This window comes from Rhodovulum bhavnagarense, from assembly GCF_004343505.1.
GTDB classification, from domain to species: Bacteria; Pseudomonadota; Alphaproteobacteria; order Rhodobacterales; family Rhodobacteraceae; genus Rhodovulum; species Rhodovulum bhavnagarense.
Window position 1 is genome coordinate 1 of record NZ_SLXU01000020.1, and the last position, 24,479, is coordinate 24,479.

The following is a 24,479-nucleotide window of genomic DNA, read 5'->3' on the forward strand; positions in this document are numbered from 1 at the left end:
AACACTCAGCCCTCGGCTGGAAATCACCCGTGGCCTTCGAACAGAGGGCCGCCTAACATGAGCACCTGACCGGAACAGAACCGGTGCAGGTCCACCCCTGGTCGCCGCCTTCGGCGAGTGGCTGCAGGCGCAACGCCTGCGCGTCTCCGCCAAGTCCCGCCTCGGCGAAAAGCTCGCCTATATCCATAACCACTGGAACGGGTTGCAGACCTTCCTGACCGACGGCCGCGTCGAGATCGACTCCAACAATGTCGAAAATCTGGTGCGCCCGATTGCCCTGAATCGCAAGAATGCACTCTTCGCCGGTCACGACGAGGGCGGCAGAACCTGGGGCCGCATCGCCTCGCTGATCGAGACCTGCAAGATCAACGGTGCGGAGCCCTTCGCCTATCTCAAGGCCACCCTCGAGGCCATCGCGAACGGCCATCCCCAAAGCCGGCTCGACGAACTGCTCCCGTGGAATTTCCGGCCGTCAAGCTGAAAGCCGGGTGACCGTCAGACGACGCTTACAGCCAGGTTGAGTCCTGGCCGATTGCCCGGCTGCGCCCCTATGCCCGCAATGCCAAGATGCACGGCGACGACCAGGTGGCCAAGATCGCCGCCAGCATGGCCAGGTTCGGCTGGACCGTTCCCTGCATGGTGGCCGACGACGGCGAGCTGATCGCGGGGCATGGCCGGGTGCTGGCGGCCACCATGCTCGGGCTGACCGAGGTGCCGGTGATCCGGCTCAGCCATCTCGACGAGGCCGAACGCCGGGCCTACCGGATCGCCGACAACAAGCTGACCGAACTGGGCGAATGGGACGAGGCGCTGCTGCTCGAGGAACTGCGCGGGCTGATGGCCGAGGACTTCGACCTCGGGCTGATGGGCATCCCCGAGGACGAACTGGACGCGCTGTTGAACGATGTCGACGATCGCGCGCCCATCGACGATGACGCAGCCGACGCAATCCCCGAGCCCCCGGACGATCCGATCACCCGGCCCGGCGACATCTGGCGGCTCGGGCATCACCGGCTGATCTGCGGCGATGCGACCGACCCGACCGTGGTGGCGCGGCTGATGGATGGGGCGCAGGCAGCGCTGATGTTCACTTCCCCGCCCTATGCCCAGCAGCGCGACTATGGCGCGGCGAAGGAGAAGGTCGGCGATTGGGATGCGCTGATGCAGGGCGTCTTCGCCGCAGCACCCGGCGCCGCCGACGCCCAGTTGCTGGTCAACCTCGGCCTCGTCCATCGCGATGGCGAGTGGATTCCCTATTGGGAGGACTGGCTCGACTGGATGCGCGCACAGGGCTGGCGGCGCTTCGGCTGGTATGTCTGGGACCAGGGGCCCGGCCTGCCCGGCGACTGGAACGGGAGGCTGGCCCCCTCGCACGAGTTCATCTTTCACTTCAACCGCCAGCCACGAAAGCCGAACAAGACGGTGGAGAGCAAGCACGCAGGCGAAACACTCGGCGGCGGCGGCCTGCGTGGGGCCGATGGCACGGTCGACCGCAAGACCGGCTACGGCAACGCGATCCAGAGCCACCGTATCCCGGACAGCGTGTTCCGGATCATGCGCCACAAGGGCGGGTTGGGCGCGGCCGGATCGCACCCGGCCGTGTTCCCTGTGGCGCTGGTCGAGGCGGTGCTGGAAGCCTTCTCCGACCCCGGCGACCTGGTGTTCGAACCCTTCTGCGGCTCCGGCACCCAGCTGATCGCGGCAGAGCGCACCGGGCGGCGCTGCTGCGCGGTGGAACTGGACCCGGTCTACTGCGACGTTGCCGTGCGGCGGTGGGAAATGGCAACGGGAAAGAAGAGGAAGCTCTTCGACAACCTTTGAACTAGCCGGAATATTCGAATGACTTAGCTGGTCTTTGCAACTTTCTGGCGTTTTGGCTTTGGGGGAATCGTGCTCTTGATGCTCAGAGCCTTTTTGCCAACGATGAAGGCGCGTTGCAGGAACACTTCCATTGCGTAAAGGAGCTGATCTATATCTTTAGAGTCAGGCGCCCAGCCGCGATGAGCGGCAGCGTTACCAGCATCGGTTATCACTTCAAGGATGTCGTGCTCTGTCGCTCCGATCCATCCGCCATTCTGTAGGTCGGACAGTTTCTCTGCAAAAGTCTTTGCCGGATCGATTCCAAGCACTTCGGTACCTCGATCGAGCGCGGTGCGAAGCCCAACAGCAGTCAGAATGTAAGCTTCGTTGTCTCGGGCGACATACATTTCGTTCAGTATCGCCTGAAGCTGGCTATCGATCTTCCCGATAGCGTCCAACCAAACCGGCTTTGCGGCGCTTTCCGGCTTCGGGTAAGTGATCTTCGTTCGAGCATATTCGCCTTGCGTTTCACCATTTGGGCCATACCAATAATTCAGGTCTTCATCGTTCCAGCTATCGTGCAAATAGAAAACAGTTTCGCAACCGCGACACTGAAGCAGTGAATGGTCAACACCCCCATTCATCGAATAGCCGTTCTGTTTGTCCTCCCAATGCCATGGCACGTAGACATGACCGTGAACGTCACAGACGCGTTCAGCGTTGCACTCAGGGCAGTGCTCTCGCGCTGTCTTTGGTTTGTCCTTTGCAGAAGCGTCATCAGTCATCGAGTCACCAAGAGGCATCGTCCGCCTGGAGACTACAGGATAGGATCTAAAGTGTCATGGCTATTCAATTGGTTGGGCCGCAAGTCAGAGCTTGTAGACCGTTCCCCGGCCCTCCGCCTTCTCCGCGGCGATGGGCAGACCCAGCTTCTTCTTCAGCGCCCCCGAGATGCAGCCGCGGACGGTGTGTGCCAACCATCCGGTGGCCGCGACCATCTCGGCGACCGTCGCGCCCTCGGGGCGCTGGAGCATGGCAATGATCTGGGCCTGCTTGGTGCCAACGCGGATGGCGACCGGTTTTGCGGTGCCGGTGTCTTCGGGCAATTCCGCGGGTTCCGGCTTCGGCACCGCCTTCCGCACACTGGCGACGGCGTTGGCCACCACCGGCTCGATCCCGATGGCCTCCAGCCCGGCCTCGGTAGCGACCAAGGTTGTGCCGTGGCCGTCGCCGGTCTCGCGCCACATCGGCTCGCTGCGCCGCAGATTGGCCTCGACCTCCTCGAGCCAGCCGCGGGCAATCATCTTGCCGACGACCATCTTGGCGGCGGCGCCGACCAGCCCCTCGGGCAGCGGCAGGGCGAGGTTGCCCGGCCGGGTCGCGGCGCGGGACAGGATCAGGGACTGGGTGTCGGACGGGGTGGTCATCGGGGCCTCCGTGGCTGTGGGCGCGCGCTGTGCGCGCCTTCTACGGACGTTCGCCCGGCTTACGCGGCCCCACTGGGGCCACGGTCCGGGCTCACCCCCGTCATCGCACGGGGCGGCCGTCGCGCGGTGTGGGCGCGTCAGGCGGCGTGTTCGCGCTGGCTCGTGCGCAACAACGGCTATGCTGCGAATGCGGTCGATGCCTTTGCAAACCATGTGGTCGGCGACGGGATCAAGCCGTCGTCGAAGGTCGCTGATGCCGCGAAGAAGGAGGAGTTGCAAAAGCTCTGGCTCGCCTGGACCGACGAGGCCGATGCCGAGGGGCTGACCGATTTCTTCGGCCTGCAGCGCCGGGCGGCGCGCGAAGTGTTTCTGGCAGGCGAGGTCTTCCTGCGCATCCGCACGCGGCGTGCCGAAGATGGTCTGACGGTGCCGATGCAGCTGCAGATGCTGCCCTCGGAAATGCTGCCGCAGGATCTGACCCGCGTCCTGCCCGGCGCGGGGTCGATCCGGCAGGGCATCGAGTTCGACGGGATCGGCCGCCGCGTGGCCTACCACTTCCTGCGCCGCCATCCGGGCGACCTGACCGATCCGAGGCTGGCCGGGGAAACGGTGCGCGTGCCCGCGTCCGAGGTGATCCACATCCTCGACCCGGTCGAAGCAGGCCAGCTGCGCGGGGTGTCGCGCTTTGCCGCGGCCGTGGTGAAGCTCTTCACGTTGGACCTCTATGACGACGCGGAACTCGAGCGGAAGAAAACCGCGGCGATGTTCGCGATGTTCATCACCTCCCCTGCCCTGGAAACCGCCCTCGACCCGGCCGAGGACGATCTCGAGGTTGAACCGGGCCAAGTCGTGCGACTGGACCCCGGCGAGGATGTCACGACGCCATCCACCCCCGACTCGGGCAGCACCTATGAGCCTTTCCAGTACCGGACGCTGCTGCAGATCGGGGCCGCGCTGGGCGTGCCCTATGGTTATCTGACCGGCGACACCGCCAAGGGCAACTTCTCGAACACGCGGATCGCCCTCGTCGATTTCCGCCGCCGTATCTCCGCCTTCCAGCATTCGGTGATGGTCTATCAGCTCTGCCGCGCCGTCTGGACGCGCTGGATGGACACGGCGGTGGTTGCGGGCGCCATCGATCTGCCGGGCTATGCCACCGACCGGCGTGCTTATCTCGCCTGCGACTGGCTCCCCACCAAGTGGGACTGGATCGACCCAGCCAAGGATGCCGCGGCCGAGATCCTGCAGATCGAAGCAGGCCTGAAATCCCGCACGCAGGCCATCGCTGAGCGGGGATACGACCCCGAACAGGTCGACCGCGAGATCGCGGCCGAACGCAAACGCGAGGCCGAACTGGGTCTCGACTTCCGGCGGCCGGGATCCCCGGCACAGGCGGCGGGTGGCGGTGTGGGGCCGGATGATGCCGAGGACCGGCGGCAGGATCGGCAAGACGGCAACGATCAAGATGACGACGGCGAGGACCGGGAACCCCGGCCCGCGGAGGACGCATGATGCACCACACCCAGATCGCCCAGCGCGTCTTCAACACACCGCTGATGGTCGATCCCGCCAAGGCGCTGGCCTTCCTGACCGGGCTGGGGCCCCGGATCACCGGGCGAGAGATCAGCGTCGAGGGGCTGGAAATCGCGGCCGAGGATCGTGAAGCAGCCACTCTGCCTGCCCGCGCGTCGCTCTTCGGTGATGAACAGACTGCCCGACAGACGCGGAACGGTAGCCAGCCCTTTGCCGTCGTGGACGGGATCGCAATCATCGAGATCGCAGGCACGCTGGTCCATCGCGGGGCCTGGATCGGGCAGTCGTCGGGGCTGACATCCTATGAAGGCATTGCGGCGCAGTTGCAGGCGGCGCTGGCCGATCCCGCCATCCGCGGCATCGCCCTCGACATCGACAGCTTCGGTGGCGAAGTGGCGGGCGCGTTCGACCTCGCCGACCGCATCCGGGCCGCCCGGACGCAAAAGCCAGTCCATGCCTTCGTCGCCGATCACGCCCTCTCGGCCGCCTATGCGCTGGCGTCGCAAGCCGACCGGATCGTCCTGCCCCGCACAGGGGCTGTCGGCAGCATCGGTGTCGTGGCCATGCACAGCGACATGAGCGGAGCGCTCGACCAGAAGGGCATCGCCGTCACCCTGATCCATGCAGGCGCGCGCAAGGTCGATGCGAACCCCTACCAGCCTCTGCCCGAGACCGTCCGCGCCCGGATCGCGGGCGAACTTGAAGACCTCCGCCAGCTCTTCGCCGAAACCGTCGCCGAAGGGCGCGGCCGACGCCTGGACACCCTAAGGGCGCTGGGCACCGAAGCCGCCGTCTTCCGCGGCGCGGCGGCCGTCTTCGCCGGTCTCGCCGACGAGGTGGCCGATCCGGTCACCGCCTTCCGCGCTTTCGCCGCCGCACCCCGCGGCACAACCACCCCCAGAGGAAAGGGCCCGATGATGACCACTGCCCCCGAAGACCATGCGCAGCCTGCGCTCGCGCCTGCTGCCAGCACCCCGCCGGAACCGGCCCCGCCCGCGGCAATCGCACCGCCGCAGACGGCGGCGGTCGCGATGTCGCCCGAAGCGATCCGCGCCGAGGCGGCCGAGGTCTCTCAGGTCTGCGCGCAGGCCGCGCGCCTTGGCATCCAGATCGATGCCGCCGATGCGGTCGCCAAGGGTGTGAAACCCGACGCGCTTCGCGCCAAGGTCCTGGCCGATCTTGCCGCCCGCAGCGATGCCGCAGGCATCATCGCCATTGCCCCAGCGGCTGGCACCAAGGAAAGCCCCATCGTCGCGGCCGCGAAAAAGTCGGCCGCCGCCTCGCGCTGATCCCGGCGCATCACCATCCCCCGAACATCCTGGAGACTGAACCATGCCCGTCCTGACGGAACCGCCCAGCATGGGCGATGTCCTCAAATATGAGGTCAACCCGAACTACACCCGCGAGGTGGTGACGCTGCTCGCGGGCACGCCCTACCCCGTCGGCGCCGTCCTCGGCCGCATCACCGCCAGCGGCAAATACAAGCTGGCCACCAGCGGCGGCACCGATGGCGCGCAGACCGCCACAGCCGTGCTGCTTTACGCCGTGGACGCAACCCTCGCGGACGCCGTGGGCATCGTCGTCGCCCGCGGCCCCGCCATCGTCTCGCGCGCGGGCCTCGCCTACGACGCCACCGTCGATGACACCGCCAAGATCACCACCAAGATCGGCCAGCTCGCTGCCGTCGGCATCGTCGCCCGCGACGGCGTCTGACGCCTACCAGCCAGCCGCGCATCTCCCTTCATTCCCCCGGAGCATCCCCATGACCCTCGTCCGCAACCCCTTCGACGCTGGCGGCTATTCGCTGGCCGAGATGACGCAGGCCATCAACATCCTGCCCAACCTCTACACCCGCCTCGCCCAGATCGGCCTCTTCCGCTTCGAAGGCGTCAGCCAGCGGTCCGTCATCATCGAGCAATACGAAGGCGTCCTCAGCCTCCTGCCCTCCGTCCCACTCGGCGGCCCCGCCACCGTCGGCACCCGGGAAGGCCGGTCGATGCGGTCCTTCGCCCTGCCGTGGATCCCGCATGACGACGTGGTCCTGCCTGCCGACATCCAAGGCGCCCCCGCGCTGGGCGGCGCCTTCGACGCGGCCGATCCCCTCGTCGAGGTGATGAACCGCAAGCTGCTGCTGATGCGGCGCAAGCATGCCCAGACGCGGGAATACATGGAGATGAACGCGCTCCGCGGCATCGTGAAGGACGGCGCGGGCACCACGCTCTACAACTACTTCACCGAATTCGGCCTCGCCCAGATCTCCGTCGACTTCGTGCTGGGCACCGCAGGCACCAGCTTGCAAGGCAAGGTGCGCGAGGTGCTGCGGGCCATCGAGGACAATCTGTTGGGCGAAGCGATGACCTCCGTCCATGCCCTCGTCAGCCGCGAGTTCTTCGACAAGCTGATCGCGCACCCCAAAACCGAGGAGGCCTACAAGTTCTACGCCTCGACCGGCGCCCAGCCGCTGCGCGAGGACGTGCGGCGGAACTTCCCCTTCGGCGGCATCCTGTTCGAGGAGTATTCCGGCACCGTCACCCTCTCGACCAAGGCCACCGAACGGCTGGTCCCGGCGAACGAGGGCATCGCCTTTCCCTTGGGCACGATGGACACCTTCACGACCTATGGCGGCCCGGCGAACCTCCTGGAGACCGCCAACACCATCGGCCTGCCGCTCTATGCCCGCCAGCACCTCGACGAGAAAGGCCGCTGGATCGACGTGATGACCGAGTCCTCGATCCTGCCCGTCAACAAGCGGCCCCGGCTGGCCGTCCGGATCCACAGCTCGAACTGACGGGCCTTCCAATGTCCGTCTTCGCCGCCGCCATGGACCGCCTCTTCACCCATGCCTCCATGGCGGCCCCCGCCCTCTGGATCTCGGCCACCACGTCCGAGGAACGCCCGATCCGCATCATCCGCCGCGCGCCCGACCGCGCCACCGACTTCGGCGCGGGCCGTTTCGTCAGCGACACGACCGTGGTGGATGTCCGCGTGGCCGACCTGCCCGCCCCGCGGCCGGGCGACGTGATTGTCATCAACGCGGACAGCCATGTCATCCAGGGGGAACCGCTGCGCGACCGGGAACGGCTGATCTGGACCCTCGATCTCCGCCCGGCGTGAACCGCGATGAAACTGAAGCTCACCATCGATCCTGACATCGTCGCGATGATGCAGGCGGAAGTCGCTGCGGGCGAGATGACAGTTACCAACGCCATGCGCGAGGCGGGCGCGGGCCTCAAATCCGCCTGGCGCGGCCAGATCACCGGCGCTGGGCTGGGCACGCGGCTTGGAAACTCGATCCGGCTGGCGACCTATCCCAAGGGCAGCCAGAGCCTGAACGCCGCGGCGCTGGTCTGGTCGAACGCCCCGGTGATCGTCGGCGCGCATGACACCGGGCCGCTGATCCGGTCGCGCGACGGGTTCTGGCTGGCCATCCCGACCCCGGCCGCAGGCAAATCCATGCGCGGCGGCCGCATCACCCCAGGCGAATGGGAACGCCGCACCGGGTTGCGGCTGAGGTTCATCTATCGCCGCCGCGGTCCGAGCCTGCTGGTGGCCGAAGGGCGGCTGAACAGCAGAGGGCGGGCTGTGGCATCCCGCGCGAAGTCCGGCCGCGGGCTGACCACCGTGCCGATCTTCCTCTTGGTGCCGCAGGTCAAACTGCGCAAGCGGCTCGATCTGGCGCGGGATGCCGAGCGGGCCATCGACGCCGTGCCGGGGCGGATCGTGTCGGGCTGGGTGGAAGGCCGATTGTGAATCGGTACGGGTGTGTGAACAGGTTCATGTCAACTCCGGAATCAGCTCACCGGTCGAATTCGGTCGTGTCCATGCCGAAATCGTCGACGAGCGATCGCACTTCTTTTGCATCGAGCACACCCGGATGCTTTTTGTGTGCGACGTAGACACCTTCTAGCGCGAGATCATACTCCCCGACACGGAAGAACTCTTGATCCATTGACATATCAACGCCAGCCGCAACGAGTGCCATGATCTGCTTCTCAAGCAGGTTGATTGCTTCTTTGTCGGTCATTCTCGCCTCGGATTTTCTATGACACCATCGCCTGAAACTGGATACCCGGTTCGCACTTCCCCATTTGGCCGTACGACAACCCGTATCGTAACGCCATTTACCTCGCCGCTGATCAAGAGATCACCCTCTCGGTGCGCCGGACCGATAACCGTTCCGGCGCCTGCTACCTGGCGGATGGCATCCAGAATATCATCATCGGACCAAGTTGCGGGAAATTCAGTCTTGCCCGGCGTGCCCGTTCCGTATCGATGACCTCCGCTACGCCCCTCGCCATCCAGGATATGGCGCGCGCGGTCTTCGGGGATAGAGACGCTGTCAATCGAATGCGGGTTCTCCATGGTCACGATGTTCGGCCCCGCTTCATCCGGGATCGGCGTGGAGATGATGTTGCCGGTAGAATCTTCGACAGGGGGCGAACCCGTGTGGTTCGGAAGCCCAAGCACCTCGGCCGGGTAGGTTTCCAGCCATTGCTCGATGCGTTCGGGCGTAAAACCGGGAAGCTGCCCGAGGCGTCGGTCATCCTCAGACAGTTCCGGAAAGACCTCGACCCAACCCTGCGCAAGTGAGCCTTCGTCGATGACAAGGCGCCCGGCGTCCAGTGCGGCGAGAGCGTCTGCGGCGAGGCGGCGCGCAAGATTGACCGCGTCAAGGGCGTTTTCGTTGGGCAATGTGAACAGGCCGGGGCGGTACATCTCGTACAAGCCTATGGCCTCGGCTATCACCCTCGCCCGTTCGCCGCGTTCCGGGGCACCGGACAGGAAACCATTTTCAGCCAGAACCAGCGCCTGAGCGTAGGATTGCGCGGCGAGCAATCCTTCGACGGTGCCAAGGTCAGCACCCAGGATGGCGGCGGCTTCTCTGACACGCCGCTCGCGGGCGGACTGCACGAAGCCTTGAAGCAGGTTGTTCGCTTCCAGCGCAGCATAGGCCGCCATCCCAGCAGGTGACCGAGCTATCAGGCCGTTTGCCAGCCTGCGTACGATCCCGCCGCTGTTCGGAAAACTGTCTGCCGTCGGTGCAAACTCTGCAAGGATCACATCATTCCGTGATCCCGGCGCAACCGGCTCGGCATAGCAACGACAGTTGTGCGCCTGCCCCGGATGGCCGCCTGCGGGTGGCTCGTCCCAGCGAAACACTTGGTCGTCGTATTCGGCATGGCTGTCACGCACTTTCGCGTCGTCCTGGGATCGCCAAATGTAACGCTCGATGCCGAGGTCCTGCTGCCGAAGCTGGTTGATCAAACCCGCGAAGGCCCGCAGCAGGCGTTCTTCCATGGCGGTTCGCAGGGGGCGAAAGCGTTGCGGATGGGTCTCGTATTCCTCGAAGATGGCCGTCAAGCGCGCATCCCACCGGCGCAGCGCCTCCTCCTTCGCATCGGAAACGTCGCGCAGGTCTGCTTCGGTCACCCACGGCACAGTGTCCGGGGGCGTCAGCGCATTCAGCAGCATCCGGGTGTTGTCGGCGATCACGCGGTCGAGTTGGTCGGTGAAATCGGCGCGCAGGTCGGCATAGCCGGGGAAAAGCGACTTGATGGAAATGCCCGCGCGATAGCCGTACACGACCCCGTTCTGCCGTCCGAACACGTACTGCCCGTTGCCACCGTGGCGGAGGAACTCCCGTAGATTGTGCTGCATGGAACCTCCCGCTGACCCGCGGGTGGTTTGTAGCGGCAGTTGGTAAAGAAGCGTTCACCCCACCGCACGGTGCCTGCAACACGGCAACGACCCAAGGGAGGCTGCGAGGTTTATGTCAATGCCCACCACCCGCGAAGCCATTCTCGCCGCGTTGCACGCGCGGCTGCAGCCGCTTGCCGCCCTCACCTTGCGTGACGAGGTCCTGCCCGAGCGGATCCCGGCGGCGGGGCTGATCATCCTGCGCGACGGTCAGCCGGGCGAGCCAGAGGTGACGTTGTCGCCCCTGCGGTATCACTACCAGCACAGGGCCGAGCTGGAGGTCGTCGTCCAGGCGGGCACCGGCCGGGCCAGCGCCTTCGACAGCCTGATCGCCACCATCGGCGCGGCGATGGAAGCCGACCGGTCGCTGGGCGGCCTCTGCGACTGGATCGAACCCGAGGCCCCGGCCTCGGTCGACCTGCCGGTTGAGGGCGCAGCGGCGCTGAAAGCGGCGGTGATCACCGTCGTCCTGCACTACACCTCGACCGGCCCCCTGGCCTGACACCCCCACATAGGAGACCCCCATGGCACGCGCACACGGCGCGCGGGCGCAGATGGCGCTTGCGTTCGAGACGGTTTACGGCACCCCGCCCGCCAGCGGCTATCGGCTGATGCCCTTCGCCCGCACGACGCTCGGCGCGGAACAGCCCTTGTTGAACAGCGAACTGCTGGGCTACGGCCGCGATCCCCTCGCCCCGATCAAGGATGCCGTCACCGCCGATGGCGAGGTGGTCGTGCCGATCGATGTGGAGGCCTTCGGCTTCTGGCTGAAGGCCGCTTTCGGCGCCCCGACAACGACAGGGACCACGCCCAAGACCCACACCTTCCAGTCGGGGAACTGGACGCTGCCCTCCATGGCCATCGAAGTCGCCATGCCCGAGGTGCCGCGGTTCGCGATGTATGCGGGCTGCGTGATGGACCAGTTGTCATGGCAAATGAACCGCTCGGGCCTGCTGACCGCCACGGCACGCTTGATCGCGCAAGGCGAAGCCATCGCAGCCACCACGGCCGCAGGCACGCCGACCGCGCTGGGCCTGCAGCGCTTCGGCCATTTCAACGGGGTGGTGAAGCGCAACGGCTCCGCCTTGGGCAACGTCGTCTCGGCCGAGATTACCTATGCCAACGGCCTCGACCGGATCGAGACCATCCGCAACGACGGCAAGATCGAAGGCGCCGATCCTGGTATGGCGGCCCTGACCGGCCGGATCGAGGTGCGCTTCGCCGATAGCGCCCTCGTAACCCAAGCCATCGACGGCACGCCCTGCGAACTGGAGTTCGCCTATAGCCTCGGCGCGAATGCCAGTTTCACCTTCACAGCCCATGCCGTCTACCTGCCCGTCCCGCGGATCGAGATCCCCGGACCGCAGGGCATCCAGGCCAGTTTCGACTGGCAGGCCGCAAAGGCCACCAGCCCCGCCCGCATGTGCACCGCCGTCCTCGTCAACACCGTCACGGGATACTGACCATGATCCGCCTGAACCTGTCCAACCGGCCCGAGTGGCTGGACCTGCTACCCGGCCTGCGCGTCCTCGTGGCCCCTCTGACCACGGCACTGATGGTCTCCGCTCGCGCGGACCCCTTGATCGACGACCTGTCGGAAAGCTCCAACCAAGAGGACATGGCGCTGGCCATGGCCAAGGCCGTCGCCCGCCGCGCGGTGCTGGATTGGGAAGGTGTCGGTGACGATGACGGCAACCTCGTGCCGGTCAGCCCGGCCGGGATCGACGCCCTTCTCGAAATCTGGCCGGTGTTCGAGGCCTTTCAGGCGCAATACGTCGCCCGTGGTCTGATGCTGGACGCAGAAAAAAACGCCTCCGCGCCCTCGCCGACTGGTCCTTCGGCGGGGGCGACGGCTACTGCGCGGCCTGCACAGGCCCCTGCCCGGACTGCCCCGCAAGACTGAACCGGCCGCAGACGGTCGAGGGCTGGCAGGTCTGGGACCTGACCCAGCGCCTCGGCGGCCAACTGCGCATCGCGCCGGGCGCCGTCATCGGATGGGACATGGGTGCCGCGCTGTCACTGGCACACGCGCTGGGCGTTAGCGCACTGATCACCGCCGAACTGCTGTCCGAGATCGAGGCGGTGATGGTGCGCAAACTGAACGAGCAGATGGCCGAGCGTTCAACGGGGATAACCCCGATCTGACGCCATGAGACCAACCAGCGCGCCGCGCGCATGTTTCAGGTTCGATCAGATCGATCCCGATAGCCGTTTGGTACAGCCCCACGCGCCAGTCCCTTCAGGTCCTGCTTTGCCGGAAGCGAACGGGACTGTGCCTCCTCGCCCTCATCAAATCCACGCAGTGGCAACCCGAGCCCCGCTTGATCGGTGGGCTTGGGTTCTTCATCGCCGTGCTGCGTGCTTTGGCTTTGGCCGATCATCGTCAGTCCTTTGGCAACTGAAACAGAGACTCCAAGTCCTGCCCTCCGCCCTAAGCACTTACCACAGAATCAAGGTTTTCCTCATGGCTGAGAAGAAGGTCTCCGTCCGCCTCGTGGCGGAGGGCGGACGTCGCGTGCGCGCTGAGCTGGAAGGTGTCGGTGAGGCTGGGGCGCGCGGCTTTGGCCGCCTGTCGCGCGAGATGGAACTGGCCAACACCCGGCTGGCCGCCTTTGCACGCCGGGCGGGTCTGGCGCTCGGGGCCGCTGCTGCCGCCGCCACGGCTTCGCTCGGCCTCATCGTTCGCTCAACGGCCGAGAGTGCTGCCCAAATCCGGCAGTTCGCGCAGGTCGCCAATGCGACGCCGGAAGCCCTGCAGCGCTGGTCGGCCGGGGCACGCACGGTGGGCATCGAGCAGGAGAAGCTGGCAGACATCCTGACGGACGTGAATGACCGGGTCGGTGATTTCCTGCAGACCGGCGGCGGGCCGATGGCGGATTTCTTCGAGAATGTCGCCCCGCGCGTGGGCGTCACCGCCGACCAGTTCGCCCGACTCTCAGGCCCCGAAGCCCTGCAGCTCTACGTCGACACGCTGGAACACGCCGGTCTCAGCCAGCAGGAGATGACTTTCTATCTTGAGGCCATGGCCTCGGACGCGACTCGCCTCCTGCCGCTCCTGCGCAATGGTGGGGCCGAGATGGCGCGGCTGGGTGACCAGGCGTCCGATCTCGGGGCGGTTCTGGACGGCGATGCGCTGGAAGCCTTGCGCCGCACCCAACTGGCGCTGGGCACCGTATCCCTCGTGTTCGACGGCCTTCGGAACCGCATCGCGGTCGCCTTGGCCCCGACCATCGAGGCGCTGGCCGATGCCTTCGTCGCCCTCGCGTCAGACGGTGGCATCCTGCGGTCGGCCCTCGACACGCTGATCGGCAACCTTGGAAGGCTGACGTCCTATGCCGCGACCTTCGCTGCCGTCATGGCCGGGCGCTGGGTCGCAGGGCTTGCCGCCGCCGCCCTCTCCGTGCGCGGCCTCGCCACGGCTCTGGTCTTCCTGCGCGGTGCGCTGATCCGCACCGGTATCGGGGCGCTGATCGTCGGCGCGGGCGAGCTGGTCTATCAGTTCTCGCAGCTGGTGACGCGTGTCGGCGGGGTGGGCGAAGCATTCCGCCTGCTCGGCGATCTGGCGCGCGAAGTCTGGTCCCGCATCGGTCTGTCACTGGACGCGGTCCTCGCCCGCATGGCAGCCGGATGGGAGGGGCTGAAGGCGGCCGGACTGTCGGCACTCGAAGGCACCATCGCTGGCGTCGTCCGCTTCGGCGACCGGACGGCGGCGATCTTCCAGGGCGCCTATGACGCGGCCGTTGCCATCTGGGGCAGTCTGCCCGGGGCCATTGGCGATTTCGCGTTCCAGGCCGCGAACGGGCTGATCTCCGGCGTCGAGGCGATGCTGAACGGCGTCGTCACGCGCATCAACAGCTTCATCGAGACCCTGAACGCGGCCCTCGCGCTGCTGCCCGAGTGGGCCACAGGCAAAGGCGGCGTGCGGATCGGCATACTCGATCCGGTGGAGCTGGGGCGTATCGGCAATCCCTTTGAAGGCGCGGCAACGGCCGCAGGGGCTGCGGCGGCGGACGCCTTTTCTGCCGCGCTGTCACGCACCTATCTGGAACCGCCCGATCTTGGCCTCGGCGCCATGGCCGATGACGCCCGCGCCCGGGCCGATGGCTATCGCGAAGCGGCCGGGATGCTGGCTGATGCCGCGGGTCGGCCGCTCGCCAGCTGGCAGGCGCTGAAGGATGCCGTCACCGGCACAGGGACCGAGGCCGAGACAGCACTTGCCGATGCAGCCGCTTCGGCCGATGCCCTGACCACTGGGCTGAACGACACTGCCACCGCCGCCGATGGCGCGGGAGGTGCCGCGCGGGACGCCGGGGCTGCGGCCGCCGAGGGTGCGGACACGGCCCTCACCGGCTGGCAGGCGGTCACGGCGGCCCTCGCCGATTATGCCGCGAGGGCGCGCGACATTGGCGGCGATATCGGCAGCGCGCTGGTCGGGGCCTTCCAGAGCGCCGAGAACGCCATCGGTGACTTCGTGAAGACCGGCAAGCTCGACTTCCGCGATCTGGTGACCTCGATGATCGCCGATCTGGCGAAGCTCGCCGCCCGGCGCTTCATCCTCGGTCCCATCGCCAACGCCCTTTCCGGCGCGCTGGGCGGGGCAAGCGGCATCTTCGCGAACATCCTGCATGCGGGCGGGATGGTCGGTGCCCCTGGTCCCGGACGCATGGTCCCGGCGCTGACCTTTGCAGGTGCGCCGCGCATGCATTCCGGCGGCTGGGCTGGTCTGCGGCCCGACGAGGTTCCCGCGATCCTGCAACGCGGCGAGCGGGTTCTCTCGCGCCAGGAGGCGGCTGGGTACGGCCAGGCGGGTGGCTCGACTGTCAATGTCACGATCAACGCCCGCGACGCCGAGAGTTTTCGCCAGTCGCGAACGCAGGTCGCCAGCGACATCGCCCGCGCTGTGTCGCTGGGTCGGCGCGGCATGTGAGGATCAGCCATGGCATTTCACGAGGTCCGGTTTCCGGACAACATCAGCCGCGGGGCGCGCGGTGGCCCTGAACGACGCACGCAGATCATCGAACTGGCCTCCGGGGCCGAGGAACGCAACGCCAGCTGGGCCAACAGCCGCCGCCGCTATGGCGTCGCCTACGGCATCCGCCGCGCCGACGATCTGGCAGCGGTGGTCGCCTTCTTCGAGGCCCGCAACGGGCGCCTGCATGGTTTCCGCTTCAAGGACTGGGCCGATTTCAAGTCCTGCCTGCCGTCGCAGACGCCAGGGGCGACCAACCAGCCCATCGGCACCGGCAACGGGGCGGCCACCCTGTATCAACTCACGAAGCGATACACCTCCGGCGCGCAGTCCTGGACGCGGGCCATCACCAAACCCGTCGCTGGAACCGTCACCATCGCCCTGAATGGCACGCCCCAGGCTTCCGGCTGGTCAATTTCCACCACGACCGGCCTCATCACCTTCACCACGGCTCCCGCCAGTGGCGTCGCCATCACCGCAGGCTTCGAATTCGACGTCCCCGTCCGCTTCGACACCGACGCCCTCGATGTCACCCTCGATCTCGAACGCCTCGGTTCGATCACCTCGATCCCTCTCGTGGAAATCCGCACATGAAGTCCCTGAACCCGGCGCTGCAGGCCCACCTTGACGAAGGCACCACGACACTTGCCTGGTGCTGGCGCATCACGCGGGCGGACGGCGTGACCTTTGGCTTCACCGACCACGACCGGACGCTGTCGTTTGACGACACCGAGTTCGAACCGGAAAGCGGTCTGACCGCCTCCGAGGTGCGCTCGGGGTCGGACCTGTCCGTCGATGCGCAGGATGCCCAAGGGGTACTGTCGTCGGACCGGATCACCGAGACCGACATCCTCGATGGCCGATGGGACAATGCGGCAGTCGAGGTCTGGCGCGTGAACTGGTCGGCCCCGGCGCAGCGCGTACTCCTTCGACGCGGGGCCATCGGCCAGATCCGGCGCGGGCGGCTGGCCTTCGTGGCCGAAGTGCGCAGCCTCGCCCATGTGCTCGGCCAGACGGTCGGGAGGACGTTCCAGGCCAGCTGCGATGCAGCGTTGGGTGATCCGCGCTGCAGCGTGAACCTCGAGGCCCCGGCCTTCAAGGGCAGCGGCGCGGTGATCGATGTGCTACGCGACCGAGCTTTCACGGCATCCGGCCTCGCCACCTTCCCGGGAGGCTGGTTTGCCTTCGGTCTGGTGGAATGGTCGACCGGTGCGAATGCCGGGCGGCGGATCGAGGTGCTGTCGCACGACCTCGTCGACGGGGTGGCGATCCTGACCCTGCTGGAAGCACCGGTGCGCCCGTTCACAGCGACGGATGCTTTCGTGGTCCGGGCGGGCTGCGACAAGCGGATCGCGACCTGCGGGACAAAGTTCGCCAACGTCGCCAACTTCCGGGGATTCCCGCACATCCCGGGCCAGGACGCACTCCTTCGCTATGCGACGAAGGATGGTGGCCATGAGGGGGCGGTGCTTTGAACACCGCTGATCTTGCAATCGTCATCGCTGTCGCGCGGTCTTGGCTCGGCACGCCCTATCACGACCAGGCCAGTTTGCGCGGGGTCGGCTGCGACTGCCTCGGCCTCGCGCGCGGCATCTGGCGCGAGGTGGTGGGGCCGGAACCGTTTCCCATTCCGCCCTACAGCCGAGACTGGGGTGAGACGGGGCCGCGCGAGGTGCTGGCCGACGGCGCGAGACGGATGATGCTGGAACTGGATCCATCCGAGGCTGGGCCCGGTGCGCTGATCCTGTTCCGCATGATGCCCCGCGCCATCGCCAAGCATGTGGGCATTCTCACCGGCCCCGACACCTTGCTTCACGCCTACGAACGCCTCGGCGTGATCGAGGAACCGCTGACAACCGCATGGCGGCGGCGCATCGCCTTTGCCTTCCTGTTCCCTGCACGCTGAGTTTTCCCATGGCCACGCTCGTCCTCGGCGCTGTCGGTTCCGCCATCGGCGGGGCGTTCGGCGGCGCGATCCTCGGCTTCTCTGGCGCAGCCATCGGCGGCTTCATCGGATCGACCATCGGGTCGGTGGTTGACAGCTGGATCGTGTCTTCGCTGGCCCCGGCGCAGAAGATCGAGGGCCAGCGGCTGGATTCCCTGCGGATCACCTCGGCCACGGAAGGCGCGATCATCCCGCGCCTCCACGGCCGCATGCGCATTGGCGGCAACATCATCTGGGCGACCGATTTCCGCGAGGAGACGAAGACCACGACGCAGGGTGGCGGCAAGGGCGGCGGGGGCGGCCGGGTCCAGACGACCGAGTATCTGTACTATGCGTCCTTCACTGTCGCCTTGTGTGAAGGCCCAATCACCGGCATCGGCCGCATCTGGGCCGACGGCAAGCCGCTCGACATGACCGGCATCACCTGGCGCTGGTATCCGGGCAACGAGACCCAGACGGCCGATCCGTTCATCGCGGCGAAGATGGGGGCGGCCAATACCCCGGCCTATCGCGGCACGGCATATGTCGTCTTCGAGGAACTGCCGCTTTCCACCTACGGCAACCGCCTGCCGCAGCTGTCCTTCGAGGTCTTCAGGCCTCTGGCGGATTCCGACACCGCTGAGGGGCTGGTCAAGGCCGTCACCATGATCCCGGCCTCGGGTGAGTTCACCTATTCGACCGAAGCTGTCCGCAAGACCGTGGGAGCCACGACCACGGTCTTCGGCCAGACCACCGGCGGCACCACCTCGGCCGAGAACCTGAACGCGCTGCCCGATGAGGCTGACATCGTCGTGGCGCTGGACCGGCTGCAGGCCATGGCCCCGGCCGTCGAAAGCGTCAGCCTGGTCGTCGCATGGTTCGGCAATGACCTGCGCGCGGGCAACTGCACGATCAAGCCGGGCGTCGAGGTCGCGACCAAGGTCACCAGCCCGAAGGTCTGGTCGGTCAATGGCGTGGCACGGGCGAACGCGCATCTCGTCAGCCGAGATGCCGAGGACCGTCCGGTCTATGGCGGGACGCCTGCCGACTTCGCGGTGGTGCAGGCGATCCGCGAGATGAAGGCGCGTGGGCTGCGCGTCACCCTCTATCCCTTCCTCCTGATGGACGTCCCGCCCGGCAACACGCTGCCGAACCCCTACAGCGCGAATGCCGCGACGCCGGGTCAGCCCAGCTTCCCTTGGCGCGGGCGGATCACCTGTTCCCCGGCCGCAGGCTATGCCGGGACGGCGGACAAGACCGCCGCCGCCGCAACGCAAGTCGCAGCCTTCTTCGGCGCGGCCACCCCGGCGCAATTCGCCGTGTCGGGCGACAGTGTCAGCTGGACGGGCCCCGCAGGTGACTGGGGCCTGCGCCGGATGATTCTTCACTACGCCCATCTCTGCGCCGTCGCGGGCGGGGTCGACGCCTTCCTGATCGGCACCGAGATGCGGGGCCTGACCACCATCCGGTCCAGCGCAAGTGCCTATCCGGCCGTGACGGCCTTCAAAGCACTGGCGGCCGATGTGAAGGCGGTCCTCGGGCCAGGTACCAAGGTGGGCTATGCCTCCGACTGGTCGGAATACTTCGGTCACCAGCCCGGCGACGGCAGCGGCGACGTCTATTTTCATCTGGACCCGCTCTGGTCGGACGCGAACATCGACTTCATCGGCATCGACAACTACATGCCGCTCTCCGACTGGCGCGACGGCTTCGACCATGCCGATGCCCTTGAAGGCTGGCCCGCGATCCATGACCGGGCCTACCTGCAGGCGAACATCGCGGGTGGCGAGGGCTTCGACTGGTTCTACGCCAGCGTCGCCGACCGCTCGGCGCAGATCCGCACGCCGATCACGGACGGTGCCGCAGGCAAGCCCTGGGTCTTCCGCTATAAGGATCTGCGCGCCTGGTGGTCAAACCCGCATTTCAACCGGCCCGGTGGGGTGGAGAGCGGTACGCCCACCGCATGGGTGCCGCAGTCGAAATCCGTCTGGTTCACGGAACTGGGCTGCCCGGCCATCGACCGGGGCACGAACCAGCCGAACGTGTTCTTCGACCCCAAGTCGTCCGAGAGCTTCACCCCGTATTTCTCCCGTGGCTGGCGCGATGACGCGATCCAGCGTGCCTATCTGGAGGCAAGTTACCTCTGGTGGGGAACCCCGGCCAACAATCCCGTATCGGCGATCTATGGCGGCCGGATGGTCCATGTGCCCGAATGCGCCGCATGGACCTGGGACGCGCGACCCTATCCATTCTTCCCCGAACTGACCGGTGTCTGGACGGACGGCCCTAACTGGCGGCTCGGGCACTGGCTGACCGGGCGGCTTGGTGCGGTGTCACTGGCAGCCCTCGTGCGCCACCTCTGTTTGCGCGCTGGGCTGGCGGAAAGCCTGATCGACGTTTCCGGCCTCTGGGGCGCGGTCGAAGGCTATGTGATCGGCGCGCTGGAAAGCCCGCGCGTGTCAATTTCCACGCTGGCAAGGCATTTCGGGTTCGATGCCATAGAGACCGAGGGCGTGATCCGCTTTGTCATGCGCGGCCGGGCATCGCTCGCCACGCTGTCCATCGACGATCTGGTCGCAAGCCGTGAAGGCGAGGCGCTGGAACTGGTTCGCGCGCAGGAGACGGAACTGCCGCAGGCGCTGAAGTGGCAGGTCGCGCGAGCGGACGAGGACTATGATGCCGCGCTGGTAGAAGCGCGGAGGATCACAGTCGACACCACCCGGATCGCCTCCGAGAGCTTCCCGATGGCGATCCCGCCCGAGGAGGCCGAGCGCCGTTGCCGCCGCGCGCTGATGGAAGCCTGGATCGGCCGGGAGAGCGCCAGCTTCCGCCTTCCGCCATCACGCCTCGCCCTCGATCCAGCCGACGTGATCCGGCTCGCGCATGACGGCCGGGAGGTCGAGTTCCGGCTGGTGTCCGTAGCCGATGCCGAAGCACGCGGGATCGAGGCGGTGCGCCAGGACCGTGCCGCCTATGATCTGCCGCCCGGCGATCCCCGCCCGGCGTCACTAGCCAGCCCCGTCGTCTTCGGCACGCCTGAGGTGGTGATGCTGGACCTGCCGCAGATTTCCGAGGACCAGCCTTCGCATCGCCCCCTGATCGCGGCCCATTCCAGCCCCTGGCCCGGCGAGATCGCAGTGTTCCGCAGCGCATCCACGGATGGCTTCAATCTGCTGACCACCTTCGGCAGTCGGGCCCGGATCGGCACGCTGGCCTTCGATTTCTTTCCCGGTCCCACCTCCCGCTTCGATCTGGGCAACGCGCTGGTGGTCGATCTGCTGTCAGGCACGCTGGAAAGCGTAACGGACGTCGCCCTATTCGGCGGGGCCAATGCGCTTGCGGTCGAGAGTGCCGCTGGCCGGTGGGAGATCGTGCAGGCGGGCGCGGCCGAACTGATCGCCCCCGGCCGCTATCGCCTGACCCGCCTCCTGCGCGGCCAGCGCGGGACGGAACAAGCGATGGGCAATCCGGCTCCGGCCGGGGCGCGGGGCGTGGTGCTTGACACGACGCTGGCCTCGCTACCCATCGCCGAGGCCGATCTCGGACTACCGTGGAACTGGCGTGTCGGCCCGGCCGCCCGGGCGGTCAGTGATGCAAGCTATGCCGCGCTGGGCTTCACCCCCACTGGCCGGGGGCTTGTTCCCTTCGCCACGGTCCATGTCGAGCAGCCATGGCGAACGGCTCGTAGCTCGGGCGATCTCACCATCCGCTGGACGCGGCGATCCCGCGCGCTGGTTGCCGATGCCTGGGAACAGGTCGAGGTGCCGCTGGCCGAAGACGTGGAAAGCTACGATGTGCAGATCCTCGACGGGACGACCGTCAGGCGCACGCTGACCAGCATCACGACCTCCGTCCTCTACACCGCCGCCCAGCAGACCGCCGATTGGGGCGCGCCGCTCGCGCCCGGCCAGGTGCTGGCGATCCGCATCTACCAGCTCTCGAACCGCCTCGGCCGCGGCACCCCCGCCGCGGTCACATTGCAATTCTGATCCCAATCCACGGGAATCCCCATGTCTGACACTACGACCCATCTGGGCCTGCCATACCTTCTGGCCGCGCAGGCGCAGAAGCATGTCACGCACAACGAGGCGCTGCGCCTGCTCGACGCCATGGTTCAGCTCTCCGTTCTCGACCGCACGCGGACGGCCCCGCCCACCAGCCCCGCCGATGGGAACCGGCATCTTGTGGCCTCGGGCGCCACCGGCCTTTGGGCTGGGTGGGACTTGAACGTGGCCTTCTGGGTTGACGGCGCGTGGATCCGGCTGGTGCCGCGCACCGGCTGGCTGGTCTGGGTCGCAGCCGAGGGCCTGTTCCTCGTCTGGAGCGGCAGCGTCTGGGAGGTCGTGGGCGAGCCGCGCGATGTCTCGGACGCGGTCTTCAGCCTGGTGAACGATGCGGACCCGACAAAGAAGGCCACCTTCTCGCTGGCGGGGATCAGCACCGGCACCACGCGCAGCTTCACCCTGCCGAACACCTCGTCCGAACTGGCGATCCTTGCAGGCACCCAGACCTTCACCGGCAACAAGACCTTCTCTGGGACGCTCACGGCGTCTGGAACCGTCACTGTTTCGGCCGCCAGCGCCTCGATCGGCACGGCGACGACGACGGCCACCTATGGGATGGGCACTGGTGCGACGACCACCGGCATCACCAAGACGGTGAACCTCGGGACTGGCGGCGCTTCCGGATCGACCACGGTCGTCAACATCGGCTCGGCCACGGCCGGGGCGGGCGGCACAACGGTGGTGAACACGCCCACCGTCACCTTCGCCAACGCCGTCACGCAGGTCGGCATGCCCCAGGCGAACCTGACGGCGCAGCTTCTTGGCCTCGGCGGGGCGACGGCCGACAGCTACAATCGGCTGTCGGTGAACACCCCGGCCGTGCTGTTGAACAACGCAGGCGCGGGCATCGAGGCGACGGTCAACAAGGCTACGACCGGGAATGACGCGGCCTTTGCCTTCAAGACCGGCTTCTCGGCCCGCGCGCTGATCGGGTTGCTCGGGAATGACGATTTCAGCTTCAAGGTCAGCCCGGATGGGTCTGCCTTCTTCGACGCATTCAAGGTCGACCGCACCAACGGTCGCGTCGAACTGGCCGAACCGGTCGTCCTGCCCGCCCATGATGCCGTCCCCTCGCCGCCGCCCGCAGGCAAACTCGCGCTCTATGCCCGAGACCGCGCGGGGATGGGATGGCTCGATGTCGAACGCCCCTCCGGTCGCCACTTCCCGCTCCAGCCGCATTTCGGGGTGAACCGGATCGCGACATGGGCGCCTTCGACCAGCACGACGATCAACACCAACGGCATGCCGCGCACGGCCGTCGGCACGGCGGCGACGCCGACGTTGGCCACGACCAACCTCTCCACCTCCATGCGTCGCTGGCGGATGACCTCCGCAGCCACGGCCGGGGCAGTGGCCGAGGAACGCTCGGCCGGATGGGTCTGCTGGCGCAGCAATGCGGAGGGTCTGGGCGGCTTCACCTATGTGAACCGGCTGTCGATGGTCACGCTGCAACCGACCGGCATGGGCTTTTTCGGCCTGATCGGATCGGTCGCGGCGCTCTCCACGACCCTCACCCTTTCGGCCGTCGTCAACGCGCTGGGCATAGGGTTCGAGCGTGGCACCCATGCGAACTGGCAGATCGTCCACAACGACGGCGCAGGCGCGCCGACGCTGATCGACCTCGGCGCGGGCTTCCCTGTGGCCAGCACGACGAATGTCCTGACCCTCTACATCGCGGCGGCCCCGAACGACAGCGCGGTGGGGATCCGCGTGGTCGAGGAGGTCTCGGGCGCGGTCGCCGAGGCGACAATCACCACCGACATGCCCGCAGCAACTCAGCTCCTGAGCCCGCGCAATTACCTCAACAACGGCAGCACCGCCGCAGCCGTCGCCTATGACTGCTCCGGCGTCTACGTCGAGACGGATTACTGAAGCGCCACGCACCGTGGCCGGAAAGGACCATGATGGATGACCAGACCACTCTCGCCGACGCAGTCGCGCGGGCCTTTCGGGACCACGGGATCACCGCCGCGCTCACCGCCCTGATCGGCGGCACCATGGCCCTGATCGCGGCGATCACGCGCAAAGCGTTTACCAACGAGGCCCTGCTGGACCGCCTCGACCGGGAACTCATCGCCGACCGGGACCGCATCGACCGCCAGCGCAGCGAAGATCGCAAGGTCGATGGCGACCGCCTCGACCGGATCGAAACCGACATCCGCTCGATGCGGGACATGCTCTTCGACGCCTTCCAGCGCGGCCGATCCGACTGACTGACGAACGATACCAGCACCACGACCATGTCCCCCGCCCCCGAGGCGGGTTTTTTCATCTGGAGGATCCACCATGCCCACCCTGACCTACCCCCACTGGCGCGATGTGCCCGCGACTGCCTGGCGCTGGCCGAACTTCTCGGCCGCCGAAATCGCCTGCCGCGGCACCGGCGCGATCAAGATCAACACCGAAGCGATGGACAAGCTGCAAGCCCTGCGCGACCGGCTGGGCAAACCGTTGATCATCCGCTCGGCCTATCGCAGCCCGGAACACAACCGGGCCGTCGACGGTGCTCCGGCCTCGAAACACATGCAGGCCACCGCCTTCGACATCACCATGGCGAACCACGATCCGGTGACCTTCGAGGCGGCGGCCCGTGCAGTCGGGTTCCTCGGCTTTGGCTATTACCCCCGGTCGGGCTTCATTCACATCGACCTTGGGCCCGCCCGGTCCTGGGGCGATCCGTTCCCGGCGCGAGCGGTGCCCTTCGCTCCGGAACTGCCGCCCGCGCGCGAAGTCCTGTCGGAAAGCCGCACTCTGCGCGGTGGGGGTGCGGCGGGTGCCGCTACATTCGGCGCGGCAGGGGTCGAAGTGTTGCAGGACGTTCTTGCCGTGACGCAGTCCACCATCCAGCCACTGGTACCCTATCTCGACACCCTGCGCTGGGTGCTGATCGCCATCGCGCTGATCGGCATCGCCGTCACCATCCACGCCCGACTCGACGACTGGAAACGGGGCCAGCGGTGACCCTTTGGCGAGCTATGCGGGATTATGGGTGACGCGGCCTGATCAGGCGGCGCGGTTTTCGGTGGCGTTCTCGGCGACACCGTCGGTGAATGTGACGCCTTCGA

General features: G+C 67.0%; 24 protein-coding genes and 1 pseudogene. 20 read left to right on the forward strand and 5 right to left on the reverse strand.

The annotated features are described in order from the left end of the window. Positions 1–94: 94 nt before the first annotated feature. Both EV663_RS14060 and EV663_RS14065 read left to right on the forward strand, forming a co-directional pair. Positions 95–481: pseudogene (locus tag EV663_RS14060) on the forward strand (IS66 family transposase); the annotation flags it as partial. A gap of 86 nt (positions 482–567) precedes the next feature. Next, positions 568–1,821 (forward strand): site-specific DNA-methyltransferase, encoded by a 1,254-nt coding sequence (locus EV663_RS14065; RefSeq protein WP_132952961.1) that lies wholly within the window; start codon positions 568–570, stop codon positions 1,819–1,821. Between the two features lie 23 nt (positions 1,822–1,844). Here EV663_RS14065 and EV663_RS14070 read toward each other — a convergent pair whose 3' ends face one another. Then, entirely contained in the window at positions 1,845–2,585 is a 741-nt protein-coding gene (locus EV663_RS14070) for a DUF4145 domain-containing protein (protein WP_165910204.1), read from the reverse strand. An 84-nt stretch (positions 2,586–2,669) separates the two neighbouring features. Continuing rightward, the gene (locus tag EV663_RS14075; protein WP_132952965.1) at positions 2,670–3,227 is read right to left on the reverse strand and encodes a DUF3489 domain-containing protein; all 558 of its coding nucleotides are present in this window, start codon (positions 3,225–3,227) and stop codon (positions 2,670–2,672) included. A 126-nt stretch (positions 3,228–3,353) separates the two neighbouring features. Between EV663_RS14075 and EV663_RS14080 the strand changes: the two genes are divergently transcribed. The 6 genes from EV663_RS14080 to EV663_RS14105 are packed head-to-tail and all read left to right on the forward strand — an operon-like array spanning position 3,354 to position 8,510. Continuing rightward, positions 3,354–4,739: a phage portal protein gene (locus EV663_RS14080; protein ID WP_279432548.1), complete on the forward strand. Its 1,386-nt coding sequence runs from the start codon at positions 3,354–3,356 to the stop codon at positions 4,737–4,739. Continuing rightward, the gene (locus tag EV663_RS14085) at positions 4,739–6,049 is read left to right on the forward strand and encodes a S49 family peptidase (protein ID WP_132953002.1); all 1,311 of its coding nucleotides are present in this window, start codon (positions 4,739–4,741) and stop codon (positions 6,047–6,049) included. Before EV663_RS14080 ends, EV663_RS14085 begins: the two co-directional genes overlap by 1 nt. A gap of 43 nt (positions 6,050–6,092) precedes the next feature. Further along, positions 6,093–6,473: a head decoration protein gene (locus tag EV663_RS14090; RefSeq protein ID WP_132952967.1), complete on the forward strand. Its 381-nt coding sequence runs from the start codon at positions 6,093–6,095 to the stop codon at positions 6,471–6,473. 49 nt (positions 6,474–6,522) lie between these two features. Then, positions 6,523–7,548, forward strand: coding sequence for a major capsid protein (locus EV663_RS14095; protein WP_132952969.1), 1,026 nt, complete (start codon positions 6,523–6,525; stop codon positions 7,546–7,548). A gap of 11 nt (positions 7,549–7,559) precedes the next feature. After that, the gene (locus tag EV663_RS14100; RefSeq protein ID WP_132952971.1) at positions 7,560–7,874 is read left to right on the forward strand and encodes a head-tail joining protein; all 315 of its coding nucleotides are present in this window, start codon (positions 7,560–7,562) and stop codon (positions 7,872–7,874) included. A 6-nt stretch (positions 7,875–7,880) separates the two neighbouring features. Further along, positions 7,881–8,510 (forward strand): DUF6441 family protein, encoded by a 630-nt coding sequence (locus EV663_RS14105; protein ID WP_132952973.1) that lies wholly within the window; start codon positions 7,881–7,883, stop codon positions 8,508–8,510. A 46-nt stretch (positions 8,511–8,556) separates the two neighbouring features. Here the strand turns inward: EV663_RS14105 and EV663_RS14110 are convergent, their stop codons facing one another. Both EV663_RS14110 and EV663_RS14115 read right to left on the reverse strand, forming a co-directional pair. Beyond that, positions 8,557–8,784 carry a hypothetical protein gene (locus EV663_RS14110; RefSeq protein WP_132952975.1) on the reverse strand — a complete coding sequence of 76 codons (228 nt, stop codon included), beginning with the start codon at positions 8,782–8,784 and terminating at the stop codon, positions 8,557–8,559. Next, positions 8,781–10,418: an EndoU domain-containing protein gene (locus EV663_RS14115; RefSeq protein ID WP_132952977.1), complete on the reverse strand. Its 1,638-nt coding sequence runs from the start codon at positions 10,416–10,418 to the stop codon at positions 8,781–8,783. The genes EV663_RS14110 and EV663_RS14115 overlap by 4 nt, the downstream gene beginning before the upstream one ends. 118 nt (positions 10,419–10,536) lie before the next feature. Between EV663_RS14115 and EV663_RS14120 the strand changes: the two genes are divergently transcribed. The 4 genes from EV663_RS14120 to EV663_RS14135 all read left to right on the forward strand — a co-directional run bounded on the left by EV663_RS14120 (position 10,537) and on the right by EV663_RS14135 (position 12,602). Further along, complete coding sequence (locus tag EV663_RS14120) at positions 10,537–10,959, forward strand: acyl-CoA transferase (protein ID WP_132953004.1); 423 nt, start codon at positions 10,537–10,539, stop codon at positions 10,957–10,959. Between the two features lie 22 nt (positions 10,960–10,981). Then, positions 10,982–11,920 carry a phage tail tube protein gene (locus tag EV663_RS14125; protein WP_132952979.1) on the forward strand — a complete coding sequence of 313 codons (939 nt, stop codon included), beginning with the start codon at positions 10,982–10,984 and terminating at the stop codon, positions 11,918–11,920. 2 nt (positions 11,921–11,922) lie between these two features. Next, complete coding sequence (locus EV663_RS14130; protein WP_132952981.1) at positions 11,923–12,360, forward strand: hypothetical protein; 438 nt, start codon at positions 11,923–11,925, stop codon at positions 12,358–12,360. A 68-nt stretch (positions 12,361–12,428) separates the two neighbouring features. Next, positions 12,429–12,602, forward strand: a complete 174-nt coding sequence (locus EV663_RS14135; RefSeq protein ID WP_425057147.1) for a DUF7697 family protein — start codon at positions 12,429–12,431, stop codon at positions 12,600–12,602. A 35-nt stretch (positions 12,603–12,637) separates the two neighbouring features. On the opposite strand, the gene EV663_RS14140 is transcribed toward EV663_RS14135, so the two are convergent. Then, positions 12,638–12,838 carry a hypothetical protein gene (locus tag EV663_RS14140; protein WP_132952986.1) on the reverse strand — a complete coding sequence of 67 codons (201 nt, stop codon included), beginning with the start codon at positions 12,836–12,838 and terminating at the stop codon, positions 12,638–12,640. 83 nt (positions 12,839–12,921) lie between these two features. On the opposite strand from EV663_RS14140, the gene EV663_RS14145 reads away from it, so the two are divergent. From EV663_RS14145 to EV663_RS14180, 8 genes are all read left to right on the forward strand, one after another. Further along, entirely contained in the window at positions 12,922–15,384 is a 2,463-nt protein-coding gene (locus EV663_RS14145; protein WP_132952988.1) for a phage tail tape measure C-terminal domain-containing protein, read from the forward strand. 9 nt (positions 15,385–15,393) lie between these two features. Further along, positions 15,394–16,020: a DUF2460 domain-containing protein gene (locus EV663_RS14150; RefSeq protein WP_132952990.1), complete on the forward strand. Its 627-nt coding sequence runs from the start codon at positions 15,394–15,396 to the stop codon at positions 16,018–16,020. Next, a complete protein-coding gene (locus EV663_RS14155) occupies positions 16,017–16,901 on the forward strand; it encodes a DUF2163 domain-containing protein (protein ID WP_132952992.1) in 885 nt (294 codons plus the stop codon). Before EV663_RS14150 ends, EV663_RS14155 begins: the two co-directional genes overlap by 4 nt. Beyond that, the gene (locus EV663_RS14160) at positions 16,898–17,332 is read left to right on the forward strand and encodes an NlpC/P60 family protein (protein WP_132952994.1); all 435 of its coding nucleotides are present in this window, start codon (positions 16,898–16,900) and stop codon (positions 17,330–17,332) included. The genes EV663_RS14155 and EV663_RS14160 overlap by 4 nt, the downstream gene beginning before the upstream one ends. 8 nt (positions 17,333–17,340) lie before the next feature. Beyond that, positions 17,341–21,339 (forward strand): baseplate multidomain protein megatron, encoded by a 3,999-nt coding sequence (locus tag EV663_RS14165; RefSeq protein ID WP_132952996.1) that lies wholly within the window; start codon positions 17,341–17,343, stop codon positions 21,337–21,339. Positions 21,340–21,360: 21 nt separating this feature from the next. Then, the gene (locus tag EV663_RS14170; protein WP_132952997.1) at positions 21,361–23,286 is read left to right on the forward strand and encodes a DUF2793 domain-containing protein; all 1,926 of its coding nucleotides are present in this window, start codon (positions 21,361–21,363) and stop codon (positions 23,284–23,286) included. A 32-nt stretch (positions 23,287–23,318) separates the two neighbouring features. Continuing rightward, positions 23,319–23,627, forward strand: coding sequence for a hypothetical protein (locus EV663_RS14175; protein ID WP_132952999.1), 309 nt, complete (start codon positions 23,319–23,321; stop codon positions 23,625–23,627). 73 nt (positions 23,628–23,700) lie between these two features. Further along, complete coding sequence (locus EV663_RS14180) at positions 23,701–24,375, forward strand: YcbK family protein (protein ID WP_132953000.1); 675 nt, start codon at positions 23,701–23,703, stop codon at positions 24,373–24,375. Positions 24,376–24,479: the final 104 nt, after the last annotated feature.

Coding starts and splice junctions, on each gene's coding strand:
- EV663_RS14065 (WP_132952961.1), top strand. CDS start 568: ATGCACGGCGACGACCAGGTGGCCAAGATCGCCGCCAGCATGGCCAGG.
- EV663_RS14070 (WP_165910204.1), bottom strand. CDS start 2,585: ATGACTGATGACGCTTCTGCAAAGGACAAACCAAAGACAGCGCGAGAG.
- EV663_RS14075 (WP_132952965.1), bottom strand. CDS start 3,227: ATGACCACCCCGTCCGACACCCAGTCCCTGATCCTGTCCCGCGCCGCG.
- EV663_RS14085 (WP_132953002.1), top strand. CDS start 4,739: ATGCACCACACCCAGATCGCCCAGCGCGTCTTCAACACACCGCTGATG.
- EV663_RS14090 (WP_132952967.1), top strand. CDS start 6,093: ATGCCCGTCCTGACGGAACCGCCCAGCATGGGCGATGTCCTCAAATAT.
- EV663_RS14095 (WP_132952969.1), top strand. CDS start 6,523: ATGACCCTCGTCCGCAACCCCTTCGACGCTGGCGGCTATTCGCTGGCC.
- EV663_RS14100 (WP_132952971.1), top strand. CDS start 7,560: ATGTCCGTCTTCGCCGCCGCCATGGACCGCCTCTTCACCCATGCCTCC.
- EV663_RS14105 (WP_132952973.1), top strand. CDS start 7,881: ATGAAACTGAAGCTCACCATCGATCCTGACATCGTCGCGATGATGCAG.
- EV663_RS14110 (WP_132952975.1), bottom strand. CDS start 8,784: ATGACCGACAAAGAAGCAATCAACCTGCTTGAGAAGCAGATCATGGCA.
- EV663_RS14115 (WP_132952977.1), bottom strand. CDS start 10,418: ATGCAGCACAATCTACGGGAGTTCCTCCGCCACGGTGGCAACGGGCAG.
- EV663_RS14120 (WP_132953004.1), top strand. CDS start 10,537: ATGCCCACCACCCGCGAAGCCATTCTCGCCGCGTTGCACGCGCGGCTG.
- EV663_RS14125 (WP_132952979.1), top strand. CDS start 10,982: ATGGCACGCGCACACGGCGCGCGGGCGCAGATGGCGCTTGCGTTCGAG.
- EV663_RS14130 (WP_132952981.1), top strand. CDS start 11,923: ATGATCCGCCTGAACCTGTCCAACCGGCCCGAGTGGCTGGACCTGCTA.
- EV663_RS14140 (WP_132952986.1), bottom strand. CDS start 12,838: ATGATCGGCCAAAGCCAAAGCACGCAGCACGGCGATGAAGAACCCAAG.
- EV663_RS14145 (WP_132952988.1), top strand. CDS start 12,922: ATGGCTGAGAAGAAGGTCTCCGTCCGCCTCGTGGCGGAGGGCGGACGT.
- EV663_RS14150 (WP_132952990.1), top strand. CDS start 15,394: ATGGCATTTCACGAGGTCCGGTTTCCGGACAACATCAGCCGCGGGGCG.
- EV663_RS14155 (WP_132952992.1), top strand. CDS start 16,017: ATGAAGTCCCTGAACCCGGCGCTGCAGGCCCACCTTGACGAAGGCACC.
- EV663_RS14165 (WP_132952996.1), top strand. CDS start 17,341: ATGGCCACGCTCGTCCTCGGCGCTGTCGGTTCCGCCATCGGCGGGGCG.
- EV663_RS14170 (WP_132952997.1), top strand. CDS start 21,361: ATGTCTGACACTACGACCCATCTGGGCCTGCCATACCTTCTGGCCGCG.
- EV663_RS14175 (WP_132952999.1), top strand. CDS start 23,319: ATGGATGACCAGACCACTCTCGCCGACGCAGTCGCGCGGGCCTTTCGG.
- EV663_RS14180 (WP_132953000.1), top strand. CDS start 23,701: ATGCCCACCCTGACCTACCCCCACTGGCGCGATGTGCCCGCGACTGCC.